Raw genomic sequence first — 16,508 nt, forward strand, 5'->3', positions numbered from 1 at the left:
GGGGTGCGGAGGATACTTCAATGGGCGCGGAAGCCCCACACAATCTCTACCACCCGCTCGGCCACCACCAGATAAACCAGGATCAGTAACAGCTGCAATGCCAGGTGATAACGCAGCTTGGCCAGCCGGCGAATGCCATCGCTGACGTTCAACAGCATCAACACTGTCGACAGAATGATCAGCCCCCACCCTGCCACGCTGGAGGCAAACACCCCGATAAACAGGTCCTGCTGCCCCACGAGGGTATTGGTGCCCGCCGCAAACAGCAGCGCGCACACCAGCAGGTTTTTGACGTTGTCGAAAACTTGCGTGCTCAGGTCGTTTTCCAGCAGGGCCACATACCGCTTCCATAACGTGCGCATGAGTCATTACCGGGTGGGGATCGCTCGTCAATCAAAGTAGTTCAATTGCCCTTGCACCGCGCGGCGACGGCAAAAAAAGGTCAAACCGACGACACAGTGTGCGTGGACTAACGCCGTAAGCGCTGCAAATAACGACCCAGCATATCGTCGGTAAAGGGCACCGGACGAAGGCTGCTGTCTCTGAGAAATGCCCGGGTATTGCTGCGATCCCAGGCATAGTTGTGCTGATACAGTTCCAGAATGGTTTCGCCTTGGCACATGTCATCCTTGAACATTCCCAGCAAGGGATACAGCAACGCGCCCCCATCGTTTTCCCACAGCGCCACCCAGCGCTTGAACGGTATGACTTCCAGCTTGCGCGCATAAAAATGCGCCACCCGCGCACAGAACTGCTTCAGGTCGGGGTCGGTATGCAACGGTTGGCACAGGTTGAACTTTTTGCCCAAGGCGTCGGGCTGACGGGCGATGTGGGCAACAGCGCCAGCCATGTAGTCGACGGTGGTCAAGCCTTCGCGCATTTTACGCAGGTCCGGCATAGCGCCGTATTGGAGGCAGGTTTGAATGAACCGGCCCCACCATTGGTAATGGGCACACAGGCCGGTGCGACTGTGACAGGTGGCGTAGCCCAGGCGAAAGGTCATCAGTGGCAAGCCTTGCGCGCCGGCCAGGTCAGCGAGTTTTTCCATTACCCATTTGCTTTGCACGTAACCCAGGTCACGGCGGATCGCCGGCAAGTTTTCGTCGATATCATCAGCCTCATACACGCGGCGCTTTTGAGTAAAACGATGCCCCCAGCTGTAGATGGAGATAGTCGACATCAGCATCAAAGCCTTGGTTTTGCCTGCACCGCAAAAACTGATAACGCGCCTTAGTCCCTCGACGTTATCGGTACGCAGGTAGGAGTAAGGCATGATGAAATTGACCGCGCTGGCCGAATGCACCACCACGTCAACCGTTGCACACAGCCACTCATAAACGGCGGGGTCCAACCCCAGTTTGGCCTGGGGCAAGTCGCAACGGTAGACCGTAACCCGCGCCCAGTCGCGCGCGGCGATCGGCACTTCGTAGCGCTCGCTGATCTGCTGCAACCGCGCCAGCCCATCCGCCGGCTGTTCGCAACGTAGCGGGCAATGAATCGCGGCAGTACTGGTGGCCAGCAACCGCTCCAGCAAATGAATGCCGACAAACCCGGTGGCGCCGGTCAGCAGCATATGCGCGGGATCGGTAAGTTGGGCGGCGTCGAAGTCCCTGCGAAACTGTGTGCCAGGATCAAGGAACACATCACGCTCGAATGCATTGCTCGTCTCACCTGTGTCGTTATCGGGCTCAGCCGTGCGGCGGCGCAACTCAGCGGCCAGGTCCTTGAAATGGATGTGCTCGTAGATGTCACGCACCGATACCCTCAGTCCTACCCGCTGGGAAAGCATTTTGGCGAGCAATGCAACGCGCAGCGAATGCCCACCCACCGCCATAAAGCTGTCATGCGCAGTGAAATTACCGTGCCCCAGCAACTCGAACCAGGACTGCGCCAGGTCTTGTTCGGCACCTGGGGCAAAGCGCTCAAGCACCAGTGAGTCGGGCGGCTGGTGGTGCAGCAAATGCTGCAAGGCCGGTTTGTCGGTCTTGCCGTTGGCATTGCTTGGCAGCGCGTCCAGACACTGATAGTGCTCGGGCAACATATACTCGGGCAGATCCGCCTCCAGGCTACGGCGCAGGCTGGCAATCAGCTGTTGCGGATGAGTGTGCGGGTCGCGCCGCACCACAAACGCCACCAGCCGTTTGTCGGCTTGGGTGCCGCAGTCGTCCACCACCACGGCTGCGTTGTTGACCTGCTGCTCCTTAAGCAGGCGTGCCTCGATTTCACCCACCTCCACCCGGTAGCCGCGAATCTTCACCTGTCCGTCCATGCGGCCGAGGAACTCGAGACTGCCATCTTCCAACAATCGCCCCTGATCGCCGCTGCGGTACACCCGACAACCGAGGGCCTCGCACTGGATAAAACGCTGTGCGGTGAGTTCGGGAGCATTCAGGTAACCCCGGGCCAGGCACGGTCCACCAAGGCACAACTCCCCCACCTCTCCCGCAGAAACAGGAAGCAGATACTCATTGAGGACGTAGACCGTGCAGTCGCCAATGGGCCAGCCAATGGACGCCGGTTGCCGCAAGCGTTTGTCAGGCACCACGCGGGACGTGACAAAAATGGTGGTTTCGGTAGGGCCATAGCAGTCCAGCAAGCAGTAGGACAAATGGTCCACCGCCACCGGATGCAGTTTCTCGCCACAGGTATAGAGATACTTGAGTTGCAGGCCAGCGGGTTGCCTGGCGTTGACCACGTCATAGATTTTCAGGGTGGGAACAAACCCATGGGTAATCCCATGCGTTGCACAGAAGTCCAGGAACGCGTCGCCGTCGAGCAGCGCCTGCTGGTCCAACACATACAGGCACGCGCCCGCCACCAGGTTGGACCAGATCTCCGCCTGGCACAGGTCGAAGCCCACGGCCGCCATCAAGGTCGAGCGGCTGGAGGCATCCAATTGCAGGTGTTTAGTGTGCTGCTGCATCAACTCGATGACCGAATGATGCTCGATGATCACCCCTTTAGGATCGCCGGTGGTGCCCGAGGTGAAGATCACATATATCGCGTCATCCCCCCGTACCTCGACGGCCTCGAACGTGGCGGCAGGAGGGGCCCCGAGCAAGCCATTGATGGTCCGCACGTCACACGCCAATAGGGGCGCGGTGTCCTGATCATGGGTCGACAGCACCAGGCGCGCCTGGCACTGGCGGGCAATATAGTCCTTGCGATTGTGCGGAAGATTGCGGTCCAGGGGCACGAAGGCAGCGCCCGTCTTGACCACCGCCAGCAAGGCAATGAGCAATCGTGCGCTACGCTCGGCCTGTACCAGCACCAGATCGCCACGCCCCAGCCCCACGGATTGCATGTACGCCGCCACGTGAGTGCTGTATTCATCGAGTTGAGCGTAAGTGAGGTGCTGAGTCCCCTCCACCACAGCCAGCCGCGAGGGGTTGGCAGCGACCTGTCGCTCAAACGCACTCAAGACAGTGGGTGTAACCACTTTCAGGACTCCTTAATGTTCCTCCCTGGCAACAAACTGTCTGCCCCATCGACGCTGTATTCTTTCGCAGGCCACACGGACCGGCAGCTGTGGAAACTGACAGTTTTTTATATCAAGAGTGAATAAACTCAATGCCACGAGCATTGTTCTATTGCTAGAAATGCGCCACATCCGACACCCGCTCATCCAGCACATCCCGCGCCAGCGCCCACGCCTGCTCCTTGGATTCCACCACCAGCAACGGGTAGCCCCAGGCCTTGCCGAACATCACCGCAAAGGGTTTGAGTGCCAGGCGTTTGGCCGCGCTGGGCTCGACCTGGATCATGCCTTTGACGAACGTGCGCAACGCCTGTCGGTGCTTCTTCATCCAGATCGAGGCTTGCTTGCGCTGTTCATGGGAATGTTCGTGGTTGTTTTCATCCACGGCTTTTTCGTGCAGCAGCAGGAAGGATTGCTGGCGTGCCAACAGGTCTTCAAAGACCCGGAAGGCGTCTTCCGGCCCGCCTTGGTTCGGTGCATCGAAGACGATTTTCACCACAGGGAACGTTGTACTGTCGAGTCGCATGGCAAAGCTCCTTAATGAGAGTGGATCTCAATATAAAGCTCGAACCCCTGGACGGCATTGCACAGAATAGCCAGACTGTTTCGCAATCCGGCCAATCTGCGATCTCCGCCATGAAGCACCACCGTCTTGATCTGCTCGACCCGTTGATGGCCAAGGACGCCGACCTGTTCCCCCGCGCCGTGGTGGCCGTGGGCGCCACCAGTACGTCGGACACCTGGGAACATGCCCAGCACGCCCACCGCAAGGGCCAGTTGATGTACACCCTGCGCGGGGTCATCCACTGTGAAATCGAAGCGGGGATCTGGATCGTGCCGCCCCAGTGTGCACTGTGGATTCCCGGCGGCACGCCCCATTCGGCACGCGGGTCCGGCGAAGCGGAGGTGTATTGCCTGCTGATCGAGCCCGACGCCGCCCACGCACTGGCGCCACGCTGCTGCACCCTGGCGGTGTCGGGCCTGCTGCATGAATTGATCAGCAAGGCCGTGAGTTTCCCGCAGTTGTACGACGAGACCGGCCCCCAGGGTCGCTTGATCCACACGTTGCTGGACGAACTGGGCGCCGCACCGATCGAAGCCCTGCACCTGCCCATGCCCCAGGACGCCCGCTTGCGCCGCCTGGCCAACAGCCTGCTGGCCGACCCGACCGATAAAGCCACCCTCGGCCAGTGGGCGGTGCGCATCGGCATGAGCGAGCGCAGCATGACGCGCCTGTTGCTGGAGGAACTGGGCCTGAGCTTCGGCCGCTGGCGCCGGCAGTTGCATGTAATCCTGTCCCTGCAACGGCTGGCCAAGGGTGAAAGTGTGCAACGGGTGGCCCTGGACCTGGGTTATGAAAACGCCAGCGGCTTCATCACCATGTTCCGCAAGGCGGTGGGCCAGCCGCCCGCGCGTTACCTGGCGGACCGTGCCGGTGTCTCAAGTACGACCACCCAGGCCATTGCGCTGAAAGACGCCCACTGACTACCAGTTTTCGCCCAACCCCAGCAGGCCCAGTATCTGCCGCCGCAGGTCCACCAGGTAAGGATCGTCCCGGTGCCGTGGATACGGCCTATCGATGCTCAACTGTGCCTGGATCTTCGCCGGGCGGTCGCTGAACACAATCACCCGGTTAGCCAGCAGCAAGGCTTCTTCCACATCGTGGGTCACCAGCAACGCCGTGTAGCCCTGGCGCTGCCACAGGTCGATCAGCTCTTTTTGCATGGTGATGCGGGTCAGGGAGTCGAGCTTGCCCAAGGGTTCGTCGAGGATCAGCAACCGCGGCTGGTTGACCAGTGCACGGGCCAACGCCACCCGCTGGGCCATGCCGCCGGACAATTGCCGAGGATAGGCGCGGGCGAACTGGCCGAGGCCGACCTTGTCCAGGGCCTCATCGACTTTGGCCGAATGGGTCTTGAGCAGGCCTTGGGCTTCCAGGCCGAGGGCGACGTTGTCCCACACGCGGCGCCATGGGTACAGGGTCGGGTCCTGGAATACCACCACACGGCTCGGGTCCGGCCCGGTGATGGGTTCGCCATCGGCCAACAGTCGTCCGGCGTCCGCCGGTTCCAGCCCCGCCACCAGGCGCAGCAAGGTGGACTTGCCGCACCCCGAAGGCCCGAGTAAAGCCACAAACTCTCCCGGCGCCACGTCCAGGGACACCCGCTCCAACACCGGCAAATGCTGGCCGTCCAGAGCAAAACCATGGCTGAGGTTTTCTATGCGCAGCGCCAATCCTTCCGAAGCCGATACCGCGTGTGCCAGGGCTACCATTTCATCGCTCCTTTCTGCCAGGCCAGCAACCGATCACGCACCAGGAACAACCCGGTGATCAACCCCGAACAGGCCAGCGCCATGATCAGCAGTGCGGCGTACATGTTCGCGTAGGCGGCCCAGCCCTGGGCCCATTGCAGGTACCAGCCGATGCCGGATTTGACCCCCATCATTTCCGCCACCACCAAGGTGGAAAACGACGCGCCCAGGCCCATGAACAGGCCGACGAAGACGTGGGGCAGCGCGGCGGGAATCGCTACTTTGAAAATCAGAAAACCCGGCCGGGCGCCGAGGGTGCGCGCCACGTCGTAATAGGCCTTATCGACGCTGGCCACGCCGGACCAAGTGAGCACCGTGACCGGAAACCAGGTGGCCAGGGCGATCAAAAACACGCTCGCACTCCAACTGCTGGGAAACAGGAAAAAACACAGCGGCAACAACGCCGTCGATGGCACCGGGCCGAGGATGCGCAGCACCGGGTGCAGCCAGTAGCCGATACGCGTGGACCAGCCAATGGCGACGCCGGCGACAAACCCGGTAGCGGCGCCCAGCGCCACCCCCGAGCCCAGCAGCAGTGCCGAATGCAGCAGGCTGTCGGCCAGGCGTGCGTAGTCTTCGATATACACCGCGAGCAAGGCTTGGGGGGGTGCGAAGAACGGCACCGGCAACAGCGCAAGCTTGGCGGTGAGCAATTCCCAGAGGCCCAGCAGCACCGGCAAGGCGATCAGCCAGGGCGCGGCCGTGCGCAAGCGCAGCGCGAGTGTCGACAGCCTGCGCCCCAGCAGGCTCAGCACAATAAACAACGCCGCCACGCCCAAGCAGAGGTTGGCCAGGCCCTGGGTCATCGGCCAGTTGCGCACCGCGTTGGGCCAGTAACTGATCAGCAGCGCGACGGCCACCCAGGCCGTCACCACCGCCGCGCCTTGCCACCCGAGCTTGAGCGCCACAGGCGGGTTGAGGACGGTTGCGTCAGTTGAAGACATCGGCAGTGATCTCCTTGGCAAACGCTATCGGGTCGGTGCCTTTGCTGATCACTTCCACGGTTTTCAGGTCGGTGACGTAGGTGGTGATCTCCTGGGTCAGCGCCGCGCCGACCGCGTGGTGGCCGTGGGTGTGGTCGTGGAGGATCGCCTGGACTTCTTCGGTGGAGGTGTTCAGTGCGTAGGCCTGGAAGCCTTTGGCGACTTCCTCCGGGTGCTGCACGGAATAGTCATGGGCTTCGAGGATCGCCTGGGTCAGCGCCGCGACCACGCGCTTGTCTTCGCGGACCAATTTGCCGGTGACGCCGACCACGCAGCAACTGAGATTGGCGTATTCCTCCACCAGGTTGGTGGACAGCTCCCGCGCCACGCCGGACTTGATCAGACGGTACATGAACGGATCACTGCCGCTCACCGCCTGCACTTCACCACGCTCCAGCGCCGTGCCGAGCAGATCGGCCGGGTACAGGCGCCACTCCACATCGCGCACCGGGTCGACGCCGTGTTTTTTCAGCAGGATCGAAAAGAAGTTGCGGTCCGGGCTGGCCATGTCGGTCACGCCGATGGCCTTGCCCTTGAGGTCTTCCAGCTTGCTCACGCCGCCGTTGGCGGCACTGAGCAACCGCAGGCAACCGCCATGGGTGCCGGCGGTGAGCTTCACGTCAAAGCCCTGCTCCAGGGCCTTGAGCCAGCGCAGCGCCATGCCCACGCCTGCGTCGGCCTTGCCGGTGGCGATGGCTTCCAGCAAGACCTCGGTGGAGTTGCCGAAGTTGACCAACTCCACGTCCAGGTTGTGCTTACTGAAGAAGCCTTGCCCATGGGCGATCACCACAGGCGCCAGGCACACCGCGTTGAGGTTGACCGCCAGTTTGAGTTTGCGCGGCGCGTCGAGGCGGATGAAATCGCCCGTGCCGGCGGGCTCCTGGGCGATGTTGTGGCCGGCATGTGCGTCAGCGGCAAAGCCCAGGCGCGGCAGCGACAGGCTGGCCAGGGTCAGGCCGGCCAGGCCCAGGAGGCGGCGACGGGTCAGGTGGTCAAAAGCAGCCATGCGAAGTATCCCTATTGAATGGATCAGCCCGCTTCAGAGAAAGGCCGACAACGTCAAAAATTCAATTTTAATTATATTAACGACTGACTTTTATGAAAGAACCATATAATTCTATGGTTATGCCTGATGGGCAGGAAGCGGATGAAAGCGCCCTAAGCTCAGATCGAAAGAGTATTTATCGAATGGTTTTCAGATCATTAAGCTTGGATCTATTTCGCTGAAGATCGAGCCCACCATGTCCCTTCGTCGTCCCCTCGCCGCTGTATTAGGATTGCTGGCCCTTTCCGTTACCGTCAGTGCGCACGCCCAGGAAACCGTGCGCATCGGTTACCAGAAATCCTCCACGCTGATCACCCTGCTCAAGACCCAGGGCACCCTGGAGAAAGCCCTCAAGGCCGACAACATCGAGGTGAGCTGGCATGAGTTCCCCAGCGGCCTGCCGCTGCTGGAGGCGCTGAACGTCGGCAACGTCGACATCAGCGCCGACGTGGCTGACACCGTGCCGATCTTCGCCCAGGCTGCCCAGGCCAAACTCACCTACTTTGCCCAGGAAGCGCCCTCGCCTTCGGCCCAGGCCATCGTGGTACGCAAGGACTCGCCGATCCAACAGTTAGCGGATTTGAAGGGCAAGAAGATCGCGGTGACCAAGGCCGCCGGCACTCACTATCTGTTGATTGCCGCGTTGGCCAAGGCCGGCCTGGCGTTCTCGGATATCGAGCCGGCTTACCTGTCGCCGGCCGATGGCCGCGCGGCGTTCGAGAACAACAAGGTGGACGCCTGGGTCACCTGGGAACCCTTCCTCACCAGCGTGCAGCGCCAACTGCCGACACGCACCCTGGCGGACGGTGCCGGGCTGGCCAGTTACAAGCGTTACTACCTGACCGGCACGCCCTACGCCAAGGCGCACCCGGAGGTATTGAAGGTGGTGTATGCGCAGCTGGAAAACGCCGGCCACTGGGTAAAAACCAACCCGCAGGACGCGGCAAAAGTGCTCGGCCCGCTGTGGGGCAACCTGGATGCAGCCACGGTGGAAGCGGCGAATGCGCACCGCAGTTATCAGGTGCAGCCGGTGACGATTGAGCAGTTGGGTGAGCAGCAGAAGATTGCCGATGCGTTCTTCAAGGCGGGGTTGTTGCCCAAGGCGGTGGATGCCAAGGATGTGCAGACCTGGCGGCCTTGAAGGCGGGTGTGATCTCAATGTGGGAGGGGCGGTGCGACGATTCGACTTGCCCTCGATGGGCATGGGTATCTACACAACTTTTCAGACTCTGACAAATATCCCTGTGGTGAGCGGGCTTGTCCCGCTCACCACAACAGCCCTATCTGCCGGACGTTCAGTGTTGAGTCAACGTTATGTAGATCCCTATGCTCATCGGCGGCAAGCCCCTCCCACAGTTGGTTTGCATATGCGGTTAGAGGAGTGTTCGGGCTAGAGCCTTTTTCCACTCTGAGTAACGCTCCGCCATCGCCGGATCCTCCTGCGGCTCAAAGCGCTCGCGCTGGCGCTCCAACTGCCCCAGCGCCGCATCACTCGCCCACACCCCCAACGCCCGTCCCGCCAGGTGCGCGGCGCCCAATGCCGAAACCTCCGGCGACAGGCTGCGCACCACCGGGCGTTGCAGCAGGTTGGCCAGGAACTGCATCAGCCAGCGGTTGCGCGTGGCGCCGCCATCCACCCACAGTTCCTTGAGCGGGCTGCCGATGTCTTGCTGCATGGCTTCGAACACATCACGAATCTGATAGCCGATGGATTCCAGCGCCGCGCGCAGGATGTGCGCGCCGGACGTGGCTTCGGTCAGCCCGCAGATCAGCCCACGGGCGTCGGCCTTCCAGTGCGGTGCGCCGAGGCCGGACAGCGCCGGGACAAAATACACGCCGCCGTTATCCGGCAGTTGCGCGGCCTGTTCGGTCAGCGCATCCAGGGATTCTCCCGCCACCAGCTTCGACGCCCACTGCACGGCAGCGCCGCTATGGACGATATTGCCTTCCATGCCGAAAGTAGGTTGGCTGCCGTCGTGCCAGGCCAGGGTGGTCGACAGGCCATGGGTGGAGGCAATCGGCCCGCCCATGGGCGTCATCAAGGACGAACCGGTGCCGAGGGTGGCCTTGACCAGCCCCGGCGCGAAACCGCCCTGCCCGTACAGCGCCGCATGGGAGTCGCCGATCATCGACATCACCGGGATGCCGGCGGGCAAGCCGCCCAACGCGACGGTTTCGGCGAAGAAACCGGCGCTCGGCCGGATCGGCGCCAACGCCGCAGCCGGAATGCCGAACAGCGCCAACAGCTCAGGATCCCAGGCGCAGGTGTGCAGGTTGAACAGTTGGGTGCGTGCGGCGTTGGAATAGTCGGTGGCGAACACCTGGCCGCCGCTGAGTTGCCACAACAGCCAGCTGTCGACGGTGCCGAGGCAGATATCGCCTGCAGCAGCGCGGGCGTGACCATCCTCAAGGTGATCGAGAATCCAGCGGAATTTGCCCGCCGAGAACATCGGGTCCAACGCCAGCCCGGTCTTTTCCAGGATCAGCGCTTCATGACCCTGCTCATGCAGTTGCGTGCACAACGCCGTAGAGCGTCGGCACTGCCAACTGATGCACGGCGACAATGGCTCACCGGTATGCCTATCCCAAGCCACCACCGATTCACGCTGGTTGCTGATGGCCAACGCAGTGATCGGACGGTCCACCTGGGCCAGGCATTCTTCAATCGCAGCCAACGTGTTTTGCCAGATCAGCAGCGGGTCCTGCTCGGAAAACCCGGCCTGGGGATGGCGGATGCTCAAGGGTCGCGAACCGCGCGCAATCACCTGGCCAAGTTCGTTGACCAGCACCGCCTTGGCGTTGCTGGTGCCTTCATCTATCGCCAGGATCAGCGGGGTATTGTTATTCATTGAATTCACCGCAACCGAGTGGCAGCCGCCACGATCCCAGCCGCGTCGATGTTATGCAAGGCGCGGGTCGGTTCGCGGGCACCGGCGGCGGCGTACTCGCCATCGCCGATACCCAGGCGGATCAGGGCAATGCCCAACCCGGCTTCGGCCAGCACTTCGGCGACCAGGCTGCCGACGCCGCCATTGATGTTGTGTTCTTCCACGCTGATAACCGCGCGCGTGCCGCTCAAGGCGCTGAGCAACACATCACGCTGCAAGGGCCGGATCGACGACAGGTTGATCACCTGCGCCTGGATGCCCTGCTCCGCCAGCAATGCCGCTGCATCCACCGCTTCATGCACCACCGAGCCCAGGGCCACGATGCTCACATCGGCGCCCTGGCGCAGGATGTCGACCTGACCGGGCACAAACTGATAATCGGCGCCGTGCACGTCGGGCAAGGCTTTGCCGTCGAGGCGGATATACACCGGGCCGTGGTAGCGCAGCGCGTAATCGACGATCTGCCGGCACTCGACGGCATCGGCGGGGGCGAAGATCTGCACATTGCCAAACCCGCGCATCACCGAAATATCGTCGAGGCTGTGGTGGGTGCTGGCAAGCGGGCCATAACTGGTGCCGGCATTCAGGCCGAACATCTTCACGTTGGCCTGGTTGTAGCAGACGTCCACCTTGATCTGCTCATTGGCCCGCGAGATCAGGAACGGCGCCGCATTGCAGGTGGCGGCGATCTTGCCGCCCAGGGCCAGGCCCGCCGCGACGCTGACCAGGGATTGCTCGGCAATGCCCACATTGATCAGCCGCTCGGGAAAACGCTGGGCAAACGGGCCGATCTTGGCCGTAGAGGTGGAGTCGCTGACCACCGGCACTACGTCCAGCCCGGCATCGACGGCAGCGATAAACGCTTGCACCATGACGCTCGCCAAATGTTCACTCGCCATGGTTCAACTCCTCCAGTGCTGCGTTGATTTCATCACCCTTGGGCACGCGGTGGTGCCATTCGGGGCGGGCTTCGATAAACGACACGCCCTTGCCTTTAATGGTGTGGGCGATCAGCACCTGGGGCGCGCCGGTCTTGGTCTGCATGCTTTCCAGGGCTTCGATCAATTGGCCGACATCGTTACCGTCGCACTCGCTGACGCGGAAGCCAAAGGCCGCCCATTTCACGTCCAGTGGGTCCAGCGGCATGATCTCGGCGGTCAAACCGGCAAGCTGCAGCTTGTTCTTGTCGACGATCACAAACAGGTTATCCAGGCCGTACTTGGCCGCCGCCATCGCCGCTTCCCAGTTGGAGCCTTCGGCCAGTTCGCCGTCACCGGTGAGCACGTAGATGCGCTTGTTGCTGCCGGACATCTTCGCCGCGAGGGCCAGCCCGACCGCCACCGGCAAACCGTGGCCGAGGGCGCCGGTGTTCAGTTCGATGCCGGGGGTTTTCTGGCGTACCGGGTGGCCGGGCAGGTGCGAGTTGAAGTGCTGGTAGGTGGGCAGCCACTCGGTGGGGATGTAGCCCGCCTGCGCCAGGCAGCAGTACAAACCGCCCACGCCGTGGCCCTTGCTCTGGATATAAATATCGCGCTCGGGGTCTTCGGTGCGTTCCGGGCCGGTGTTGAGGACGCGGAAATACAGGGTGGCGAGGATGTCGGTTTCGGAAAGATCCGCCCCGGTGTGCCCGCCGGCCGGTGAGTCGGCGTTCAGGCGGATCACATGGCGACGAATCAGGCGGGCCTGTTCCTTGATCTGGTGGGCGTCGTACTGGAAGGCATTCATGCAGCGGCTCCTTTGAGGCTGACCACGCGGGGTGAAAGTGTCCAAGGCTGTCTTTGAATATTTATTCAGCAGTGACAATATATTTCTATTTAGACGCCGATCCTCCGGCAGGTCAAGTGAGCGAACCGCCGAAAAATCAAATAAAACTCGGAAATCCCCCTCGGACAAACGGCCAAAATCCCACGCCGGCTCCTCTAGACCGTAGCTTTGCGCCGGGCAAAAACACCGTTTCAGCGGCAGGCAAGAAAAATTAAGCGCTTGACTTTGACACGGTGTCACTGGAATCTGAATTAACAGTCAGGCACGCATAAATATTCAAGAAGCCTGAAGCACTCCAAAAAAAATAACTCAGGAGAACACTGTGGACGCCAAAGCTATTGTCCAGCACCCGGCCGAACTCAAGCCGCCACCTCGCCCACGTATTGTCAAACTGCTGCCCAGTAATATCGGCGGCCCGTTGATCGGGCTGGTGCTGCTGGTGCTGGTCTTCTCCTTCAGTTCCGAATTCTTCTTCTCGTTGCGCAATGGCCTGAACATCCTCGATCAGGTCACGGTGCTGGGCATCCTGGCGATCGGCATGACGGCGGTGATCGTGATCGGCGGCATCGACCTGTCGGTTGGCTCGGTGCTGGCCTTCTCGATGATGATGCTCGGCTGGCTGTATCAGGATCAGGCGGTGCCCCTGGGCTTTGCGATTCCGATCTCGATTGCCAGCGGCATGCTCGCCGGGCTGGTCTCCGGCGCGTTGATCACCTACGCCAAGCTGCCACCCTTTATTGCCACGCTGACCATGATGTCGGTGGCCCGTGGCCTGGCGAATATCCTCACCGAAGGCCGGCAGATCGTCGGCTATCCGGACTGGTTCACCAGCCTGGCGACGGTGCGTCACTTCGGTTTCCTCTCGGCCACCGTGGGCCTGTTCCTGGTGATGCTGGTGGTGGCTTGGGTGTTCCTGCGCTTTCGTGCCGGTGGCCGCAACCTCTACGCCATGGGCGGCAGCCCCGAAGTGGCGCGGTTGTCGGGCATCAAGGTGCGGGCGATTACCCTGTGGGTGTACGCCATCAGCGGTGCGCTGGCCGGCATCGCCGCGGTGACCCTGGCCGCGCGCCTGGACTCCTCGCAACCGAGCGCCGGGCTGAGCCTGGAGCTGGACGCCATCGCCGCCGTGGTGATTGGCGGCGCAAGCCTCAGTGGCGGCGTCGGCAGCATCGGCGGCACCCTGGTGGGCGTACTGATCATTGGCGTATTGCGCAATGGCCTCAACCTGCTGGGGGTTTCGCCCTTTATTCAACAAGTGGTGATCGGCGTGGTCATCGCCCTCGCCGTCACCATCGACACCCTGCGACGCCGCTCCAGCACTGCCCGTTAAACCTGTTCGACAGTTGACACCCTCCAACAATAAAACCAGGAGTCACCGACATGTTCAGCCCCAAGAAATTGCTGTTGGCCACCGCTCTCGCCGCCGCCACCCTCACCGTTGCCGGCACCACCTGGGCCAAGGATTTGACCATCGGCCTGGCCGTGGCCAACCTGCAGGCCGACTTCTTCAACCAGATCAAGCAATCGGTGGAAGCCGAAGGCAAAGCCAAGGGGGTCAAGGTGATCACCGTGGACGCCCAGGGCAACTCCTCCACCCAGGTCAGCCAGATTGAAGACCTGATCACCCGCCAGATCGACGTGCTGATCTACATCCCGGCCGGTGCCACCGCCGCCGGTGTGCCGGTGAAAGCCGCCAAGGCTGCGGGCATCCCGGTGATCGCCGTGGACCGCAACGCCCCCGACGCACCGGGCGACACCTTTATCGCCAGCGACAGCGTGGCCGGCGCCAAGACCCTGGCCGAGTACGTGGGCAAGATCACCGACGGCAAGGGCCGCATTGCGATCCTGCAAGGCCAGATCGGTACCACCCCCGAGAATGATCGCGCCAAAGGCTTTGAAGAGGGCCTGAAAGCCTTCCCGGACCTCAAGGTCGTCGCCCAGCAACCAGCTGAATGGGCCCAGGACAAAGGCTTCGCCGTGGCCCAGGACCTGCTCCAGCGTGACCCGAACATCACCGTGTTCTTCGGCAGAGCCGATGCCATGGCCTTGGGCGCTGCCCAGGCGGTGAAAGTCGGCAACCTCGATCACAAGGTGGTCGTGGTCGGTTTCGACGGCGACGTGGCCGGGCTCAAGGCCGTGCAAAGCGGTGTGCTGAACGCGACCATGACCCAGCAGACGCAGAAAATGGGGCGCCTGGCCGTTGCCTCGGCCATCGACCTCAAAGCCGGCAAGACCCTGCCCAAGGAGCAGTTGTTGCCCACCGTGCTGACCACTAAAGAAAACGTCGCGCCGTTCCTGCAACAGCACCCGTAAGCCTTGGAGGTCGTCATGCAAGCAGCAGCCGTTGACACCGCTCGATCAGACGCGGTGCTGTGCCTGCGCAATATCAGCAAGGCCTACGGGCCGGTGCAGGTGTTGTCGCAGGTCAACGTGGACATTCGCCCCGGTGAAGTACTGGCCCTGCTCGGTGAGAACGGCGCGGGAAAGTCGACCTTGTCGTCGATCATCGCCGGGCTGGTGCAACCGGAAGCCGGGGGCAGCATGACCTGGCTCGGCGCGCCCTACGCGCCGGCGTCACCGGGGGCCGCGCTGGGGGCCGGGATCGGCCTGATCCACCAGGAAATCCGCCTGCTGCCGCAACTGTCGATTGCCGAGAACATCTTCGTCGGCCGCCTGCCCATGCGCCGTGGGCGGGTGGACCGCGAGTACATGGAGGCCCAGGCGCAGATCCAGTTAGAGCGCCTGGGGCTCAAGGTGCCGGCCTCGCGCAAGGTCGAAGGCCTGAGCGTGGCGGCCCAGCAACTGGTGGAAATCGCCAAGGCGCTGACGCTGAAGGCCAGCCTGTTGATCCTCGATGAACCCACCGCCGCATTGGGTGGCGAGGAAACCGAGCTGCTGTTCAAGCAGGTGGAACGGCTGAAGGCCGAGGGTGTGTCGTTTATCTATATCAGCCACCGCCTGGAAGAGATCGCACGCATCGCCGACCGCGTGCTGGTGCTGCGCGACGGTCGCCAGATCGCCCTGCATGCCACGGCCCAGGTGCCGGTGCGGGAGTTGGTGGAGCAGATGGTCGGGCGCAGCCTGGAGCGGATCTTTCCTGCGTTGCAGGCGCCCCAGGAGCAGGTGATGTTGCAGGTCAAGGCGTTGAGCTGCCGTGAGTTTGCCTTGCACGGCATCGACTTCAGCGTGCGTGCCGGCGAGGTATTCGGCATTGCCGGGGTGGTCGGCGCCGGGCGAACCGAGCTGGTGCGTACCATTGCCGGCGCGGCCCAGGATATTCGCGGCCATATGGTGCTGGATGGCGAGGTCCGCCAGTTGCGCTCGCCCTTCGAGGCGATCCAGGCCGGCGTGGTGCTGGTGCCCGAAGACCGCAAGCAGCAAGGCGTGGTGGTGGAGCATCGCATCGAAGACAACCTGATTTATGGCAACACCGACCTGCTGGATAAACGCGGCTGGGTGTTCCCTGCCCCACTGCGCGAATTCGCGCGCACGGCGGTGGCGCGACTGGGGGTCAAAGGTGCGCCGCAGTCGCGGATTTCCAGCTTGTCCGGCGGTAACCAGCAGAAGGTGATCATTGCAAAGTGGCTGGCGCGCAACCCCAAGGTGTTCATCCTCGATGAACCCACACGCGGCATCGACGTGGGCGCGCGGGCGGCGATTTATGAAGTGATCGCGGACCTGGCGGCCAAGGGCATGGCGGTGATTGTGGTCAGTTCCGATCTGGATGAAGTGCTGGGCTTGTCCCATCGGGTGATGGTGATGAGCCGAGGGCGGCAGATGGGGATTCTGGAGCGTGGCGAGGCCACTCCGGTTGCGGTCATGGAAATGGCCACCGCATAACCAAAGACCTACAAAGATCCAAATGTGGGAGGGGGCTTGCCCTAATGCCAGTCAGTTAAGCGTACATCGGCCTCTGTAGGAGCAAGCTTGCTCGCGAAAAACGTCAATGATAACGCGTGCTTCCTGAATGTACGCGGCGCCTGTGGGTTCTTCGCGAGCAAGCTCGCTCCTACAAAAAACCTTGGGGCAAGCCTCCT

14 protein-coding genes are annotated in these 16,508 nt (G+C 62.2%); 5 read left to right on the forward strand and 9 right to left on the reverse strand.

The window, feature by feature from the left end; genetic code table 11:
• Positions 1-17: 17 nt before the first annotated feature.
• The 3 genes from V3W40_RS06610 to V3W40_RS06620 form a co-directional block, all read right to left on the reverse strand.
• Entirely contained in the window at positions 18-362 is a 345-nt protein-coding gene (locus tag V3W40_RS06610) for a hypothetical protein (RefSeq protein WP_330214684.1), read from the reverse strand.
• Positions 363-469: 107 nt separating this feature from the next.
• Positions 470-3,439, reverse strand: coding sequence for a non-ribosomal peptide synthetase (locus tag V3W40_RS06615; protein WP_330214685.1), 2,970 nt, complete (start codon positions 3,437-3,439; stop codon positions 470-472).
• Positions 3,440-3,593: 154 nt separating this feature from the next.
• Positions 3,594-4,004, reverse strand: coding sequence for a hypothetical protein (locus tag V3W40_RS06620; protein ID WP_330214686.1), 411 nt, complete (start codon positions 4,002-4,004; stop codon positions 3,594-3,596).
• A gap of 110 nt (positions 4,005-4,114) precedes the next feature.
• On the opposite strand from V3W40_RS06620, the gene V3W40_RS06625 reads away from it, so the two are divergent.
• A complete protein-coding gene (locus V3W40_RS06625; protein ID WP_330214687.1) occupies positions 4,115-4,963 on the forward strand; it encodes an AraC family transcriptional regulator in 849 nt (282 codons plus the stop codon).
• Here V3W40_RS06625 and V3W40_RS06630 read toward each other — a convergent pair whose 3' ends face one another.
• Genes V3W40_RS06630 through V3W40_RS06640 form a run of 3 tightly spaced genes read right to left on the reverse strand, consistent with a single transcriptional unit; the run spans position 4,964 to position 7,780 of the window.
• A complete protein-coding gene (locus tag V3W40_RS06630) occupies positions 4,964-5,752 on the reverse strand; it encodes an ABC transporter ATP-binding protein (protein ID WP_053134355.1) in 789 nt (262 codons plus the stop codon). It lies immediately after the preceding gene.
• Positions 5,746-6,735 carry an ABC transporter permease gene (locus V3W40_RS06635; protein WP_143045145.1) on the reverse strand — a complete coding sequence of 330 codons (990 nt, stop codon included), beginning with the start codon at positions 6,733-6,735 and terminating at the stop codon, positions 5,746-5,748. The genes V3W40_RS06630 and V3W40_RS06635 overlap by 7 nt, the downstream gene beginning before the upstream one ends.
• A complete protein-coding gene (locus tag V3W40_RS06640) occupies positions 6,722-7,780 on the reverse strand; it encodes an ABC transporter substrate-binding protein (protein ID WP_065924586.1) in 1,059 nt (352 codons plus the stop codon). The genes V3W40_RS06635 and V3W40_RS06640 overlap by 14 nt, the downstream gene beginning before the upstream one ends.
• Before the next feature lie 235 nt (positions 7,781-8,015).
• Here V3W40_RS06640 and V3W40_RS06645 point away from each other — a divergent pair, with 235 nt between their 5' ends.
• Positions 8,016-8,960 carry an aliphatic sulfonate ABC transporter substrate-binding protein gene (locus V3W40_RS06645; protein WP_074847092.1) on the forward strand — a complete coding sequence of 315 codons (945 nt, stop codon included), beginning with the start codon at positions 8,016-8,018 and terminating at the stop codon, positions 8,958-8,960.
• A 232-nt stretch (positions 8,961-9,192) separates the two neighbouring features.
• Here V3W40_RS06645 and V3W40_RS06650 read toward each other — a convergent pair whose 3' ends face one another.
• The 3 genes from V3W40_RS06650 to V3W40_RS06660 are packed head-to-tail and all read right to left on the reverse strand — an operon-like array spanning position 9,193 to position 12,432.
• Positions 9,193-10,668, reverse strand: a complete 1,476-nt coding sequence (locus tag V3W40_RS06650) for an FGGY family carbohydrate kinase (protein ID WP_330214688.1) — start codon at positions 10,666-10,668, stop codon at positions 9,193-9,195.
• Positions 10,669-10,673: 5 nt separating this feature from the next.
• Positions 10,674-11,606, reverse strand: a complete 933-nt coding sequence (locus V3W40_RS06655) for a transketolase family protein (protein WP_065948089.1) — start codon at positions 11,604-11,606, stop codon at positions 10,674-10,676.
• Positions 11,596-12,432, reverse strand: coding sequence for a transketolase (locus V3W40_RS06660; protein ID WP_065948088.1), 837 nt, complete (start codon positions 12,430-12,432; stop codon positions 11,596-11,598). Before V3W40_RS06660 ends, V3W40_RS06655 begins: the two co-directional genes overlap by 11 nt.
• A gap of 361 nt (positions 12,433-12,793) precedes the next feature.
• On the opposite strand from V3W40_RS06660, the gene V3W40_RS06665 reads away from it, so the two are divergent.
• The 3 genes from V3W40_RS06665 to V3W40_RS06675 are packed head-to-tail and all read left to right on the forward strand — an operon-like array spanning position 12,794 to position 16,311.
• Positions 12,794-13,801: an ABC transporter permease gene (locus V3W40_RS06665; RefSeq protein ID WP_027607262.1), complete on the forward strand. Its 1,008-nt coding sequence runs from the start codon at positions 12,794-12,796 to the stop codon at positions 13,799-13,801.
• Positions 13,802-13,851: 50 nt separating this feature from the next.
• A complete protein-coding gene (locus V3W40_RS06670; RefSeq protein ID WP_065924581.1) occupies positions 13,852-14,784 on the forward strand; it encodes a sugar ABC transporter substrate-binding protein in 933 nt (310 codons plus the stop codon).
• Between the two features lie 15 nt (positions 14,785-14,799).
• A complete protein-coding gene (locus V3W40_RS06675; RefSeq protein WP_065924580.1) occupies positions 14,800-16,311 on the forward strand; it encodes a sugar ABC transporter ATP-binding protein in 1,512 nt (503 codons plus the stop codon).
• Positions 16,312-16,508 lie beyond the last annotated feature (197 nt).

Origin of the sequence: Pseudomonas sp. AM8 (genome assembly GCF_036346475.1) — a bacterium.
In the GTDB taxonomy this organism is placed as follows: Bacteria; Pseudomonadota; Gammaproteobacteria; order Pseudomonadales; family Pseudomonadaceae; genus Aquipseudomonas; species Aquipseudomonas marginalis.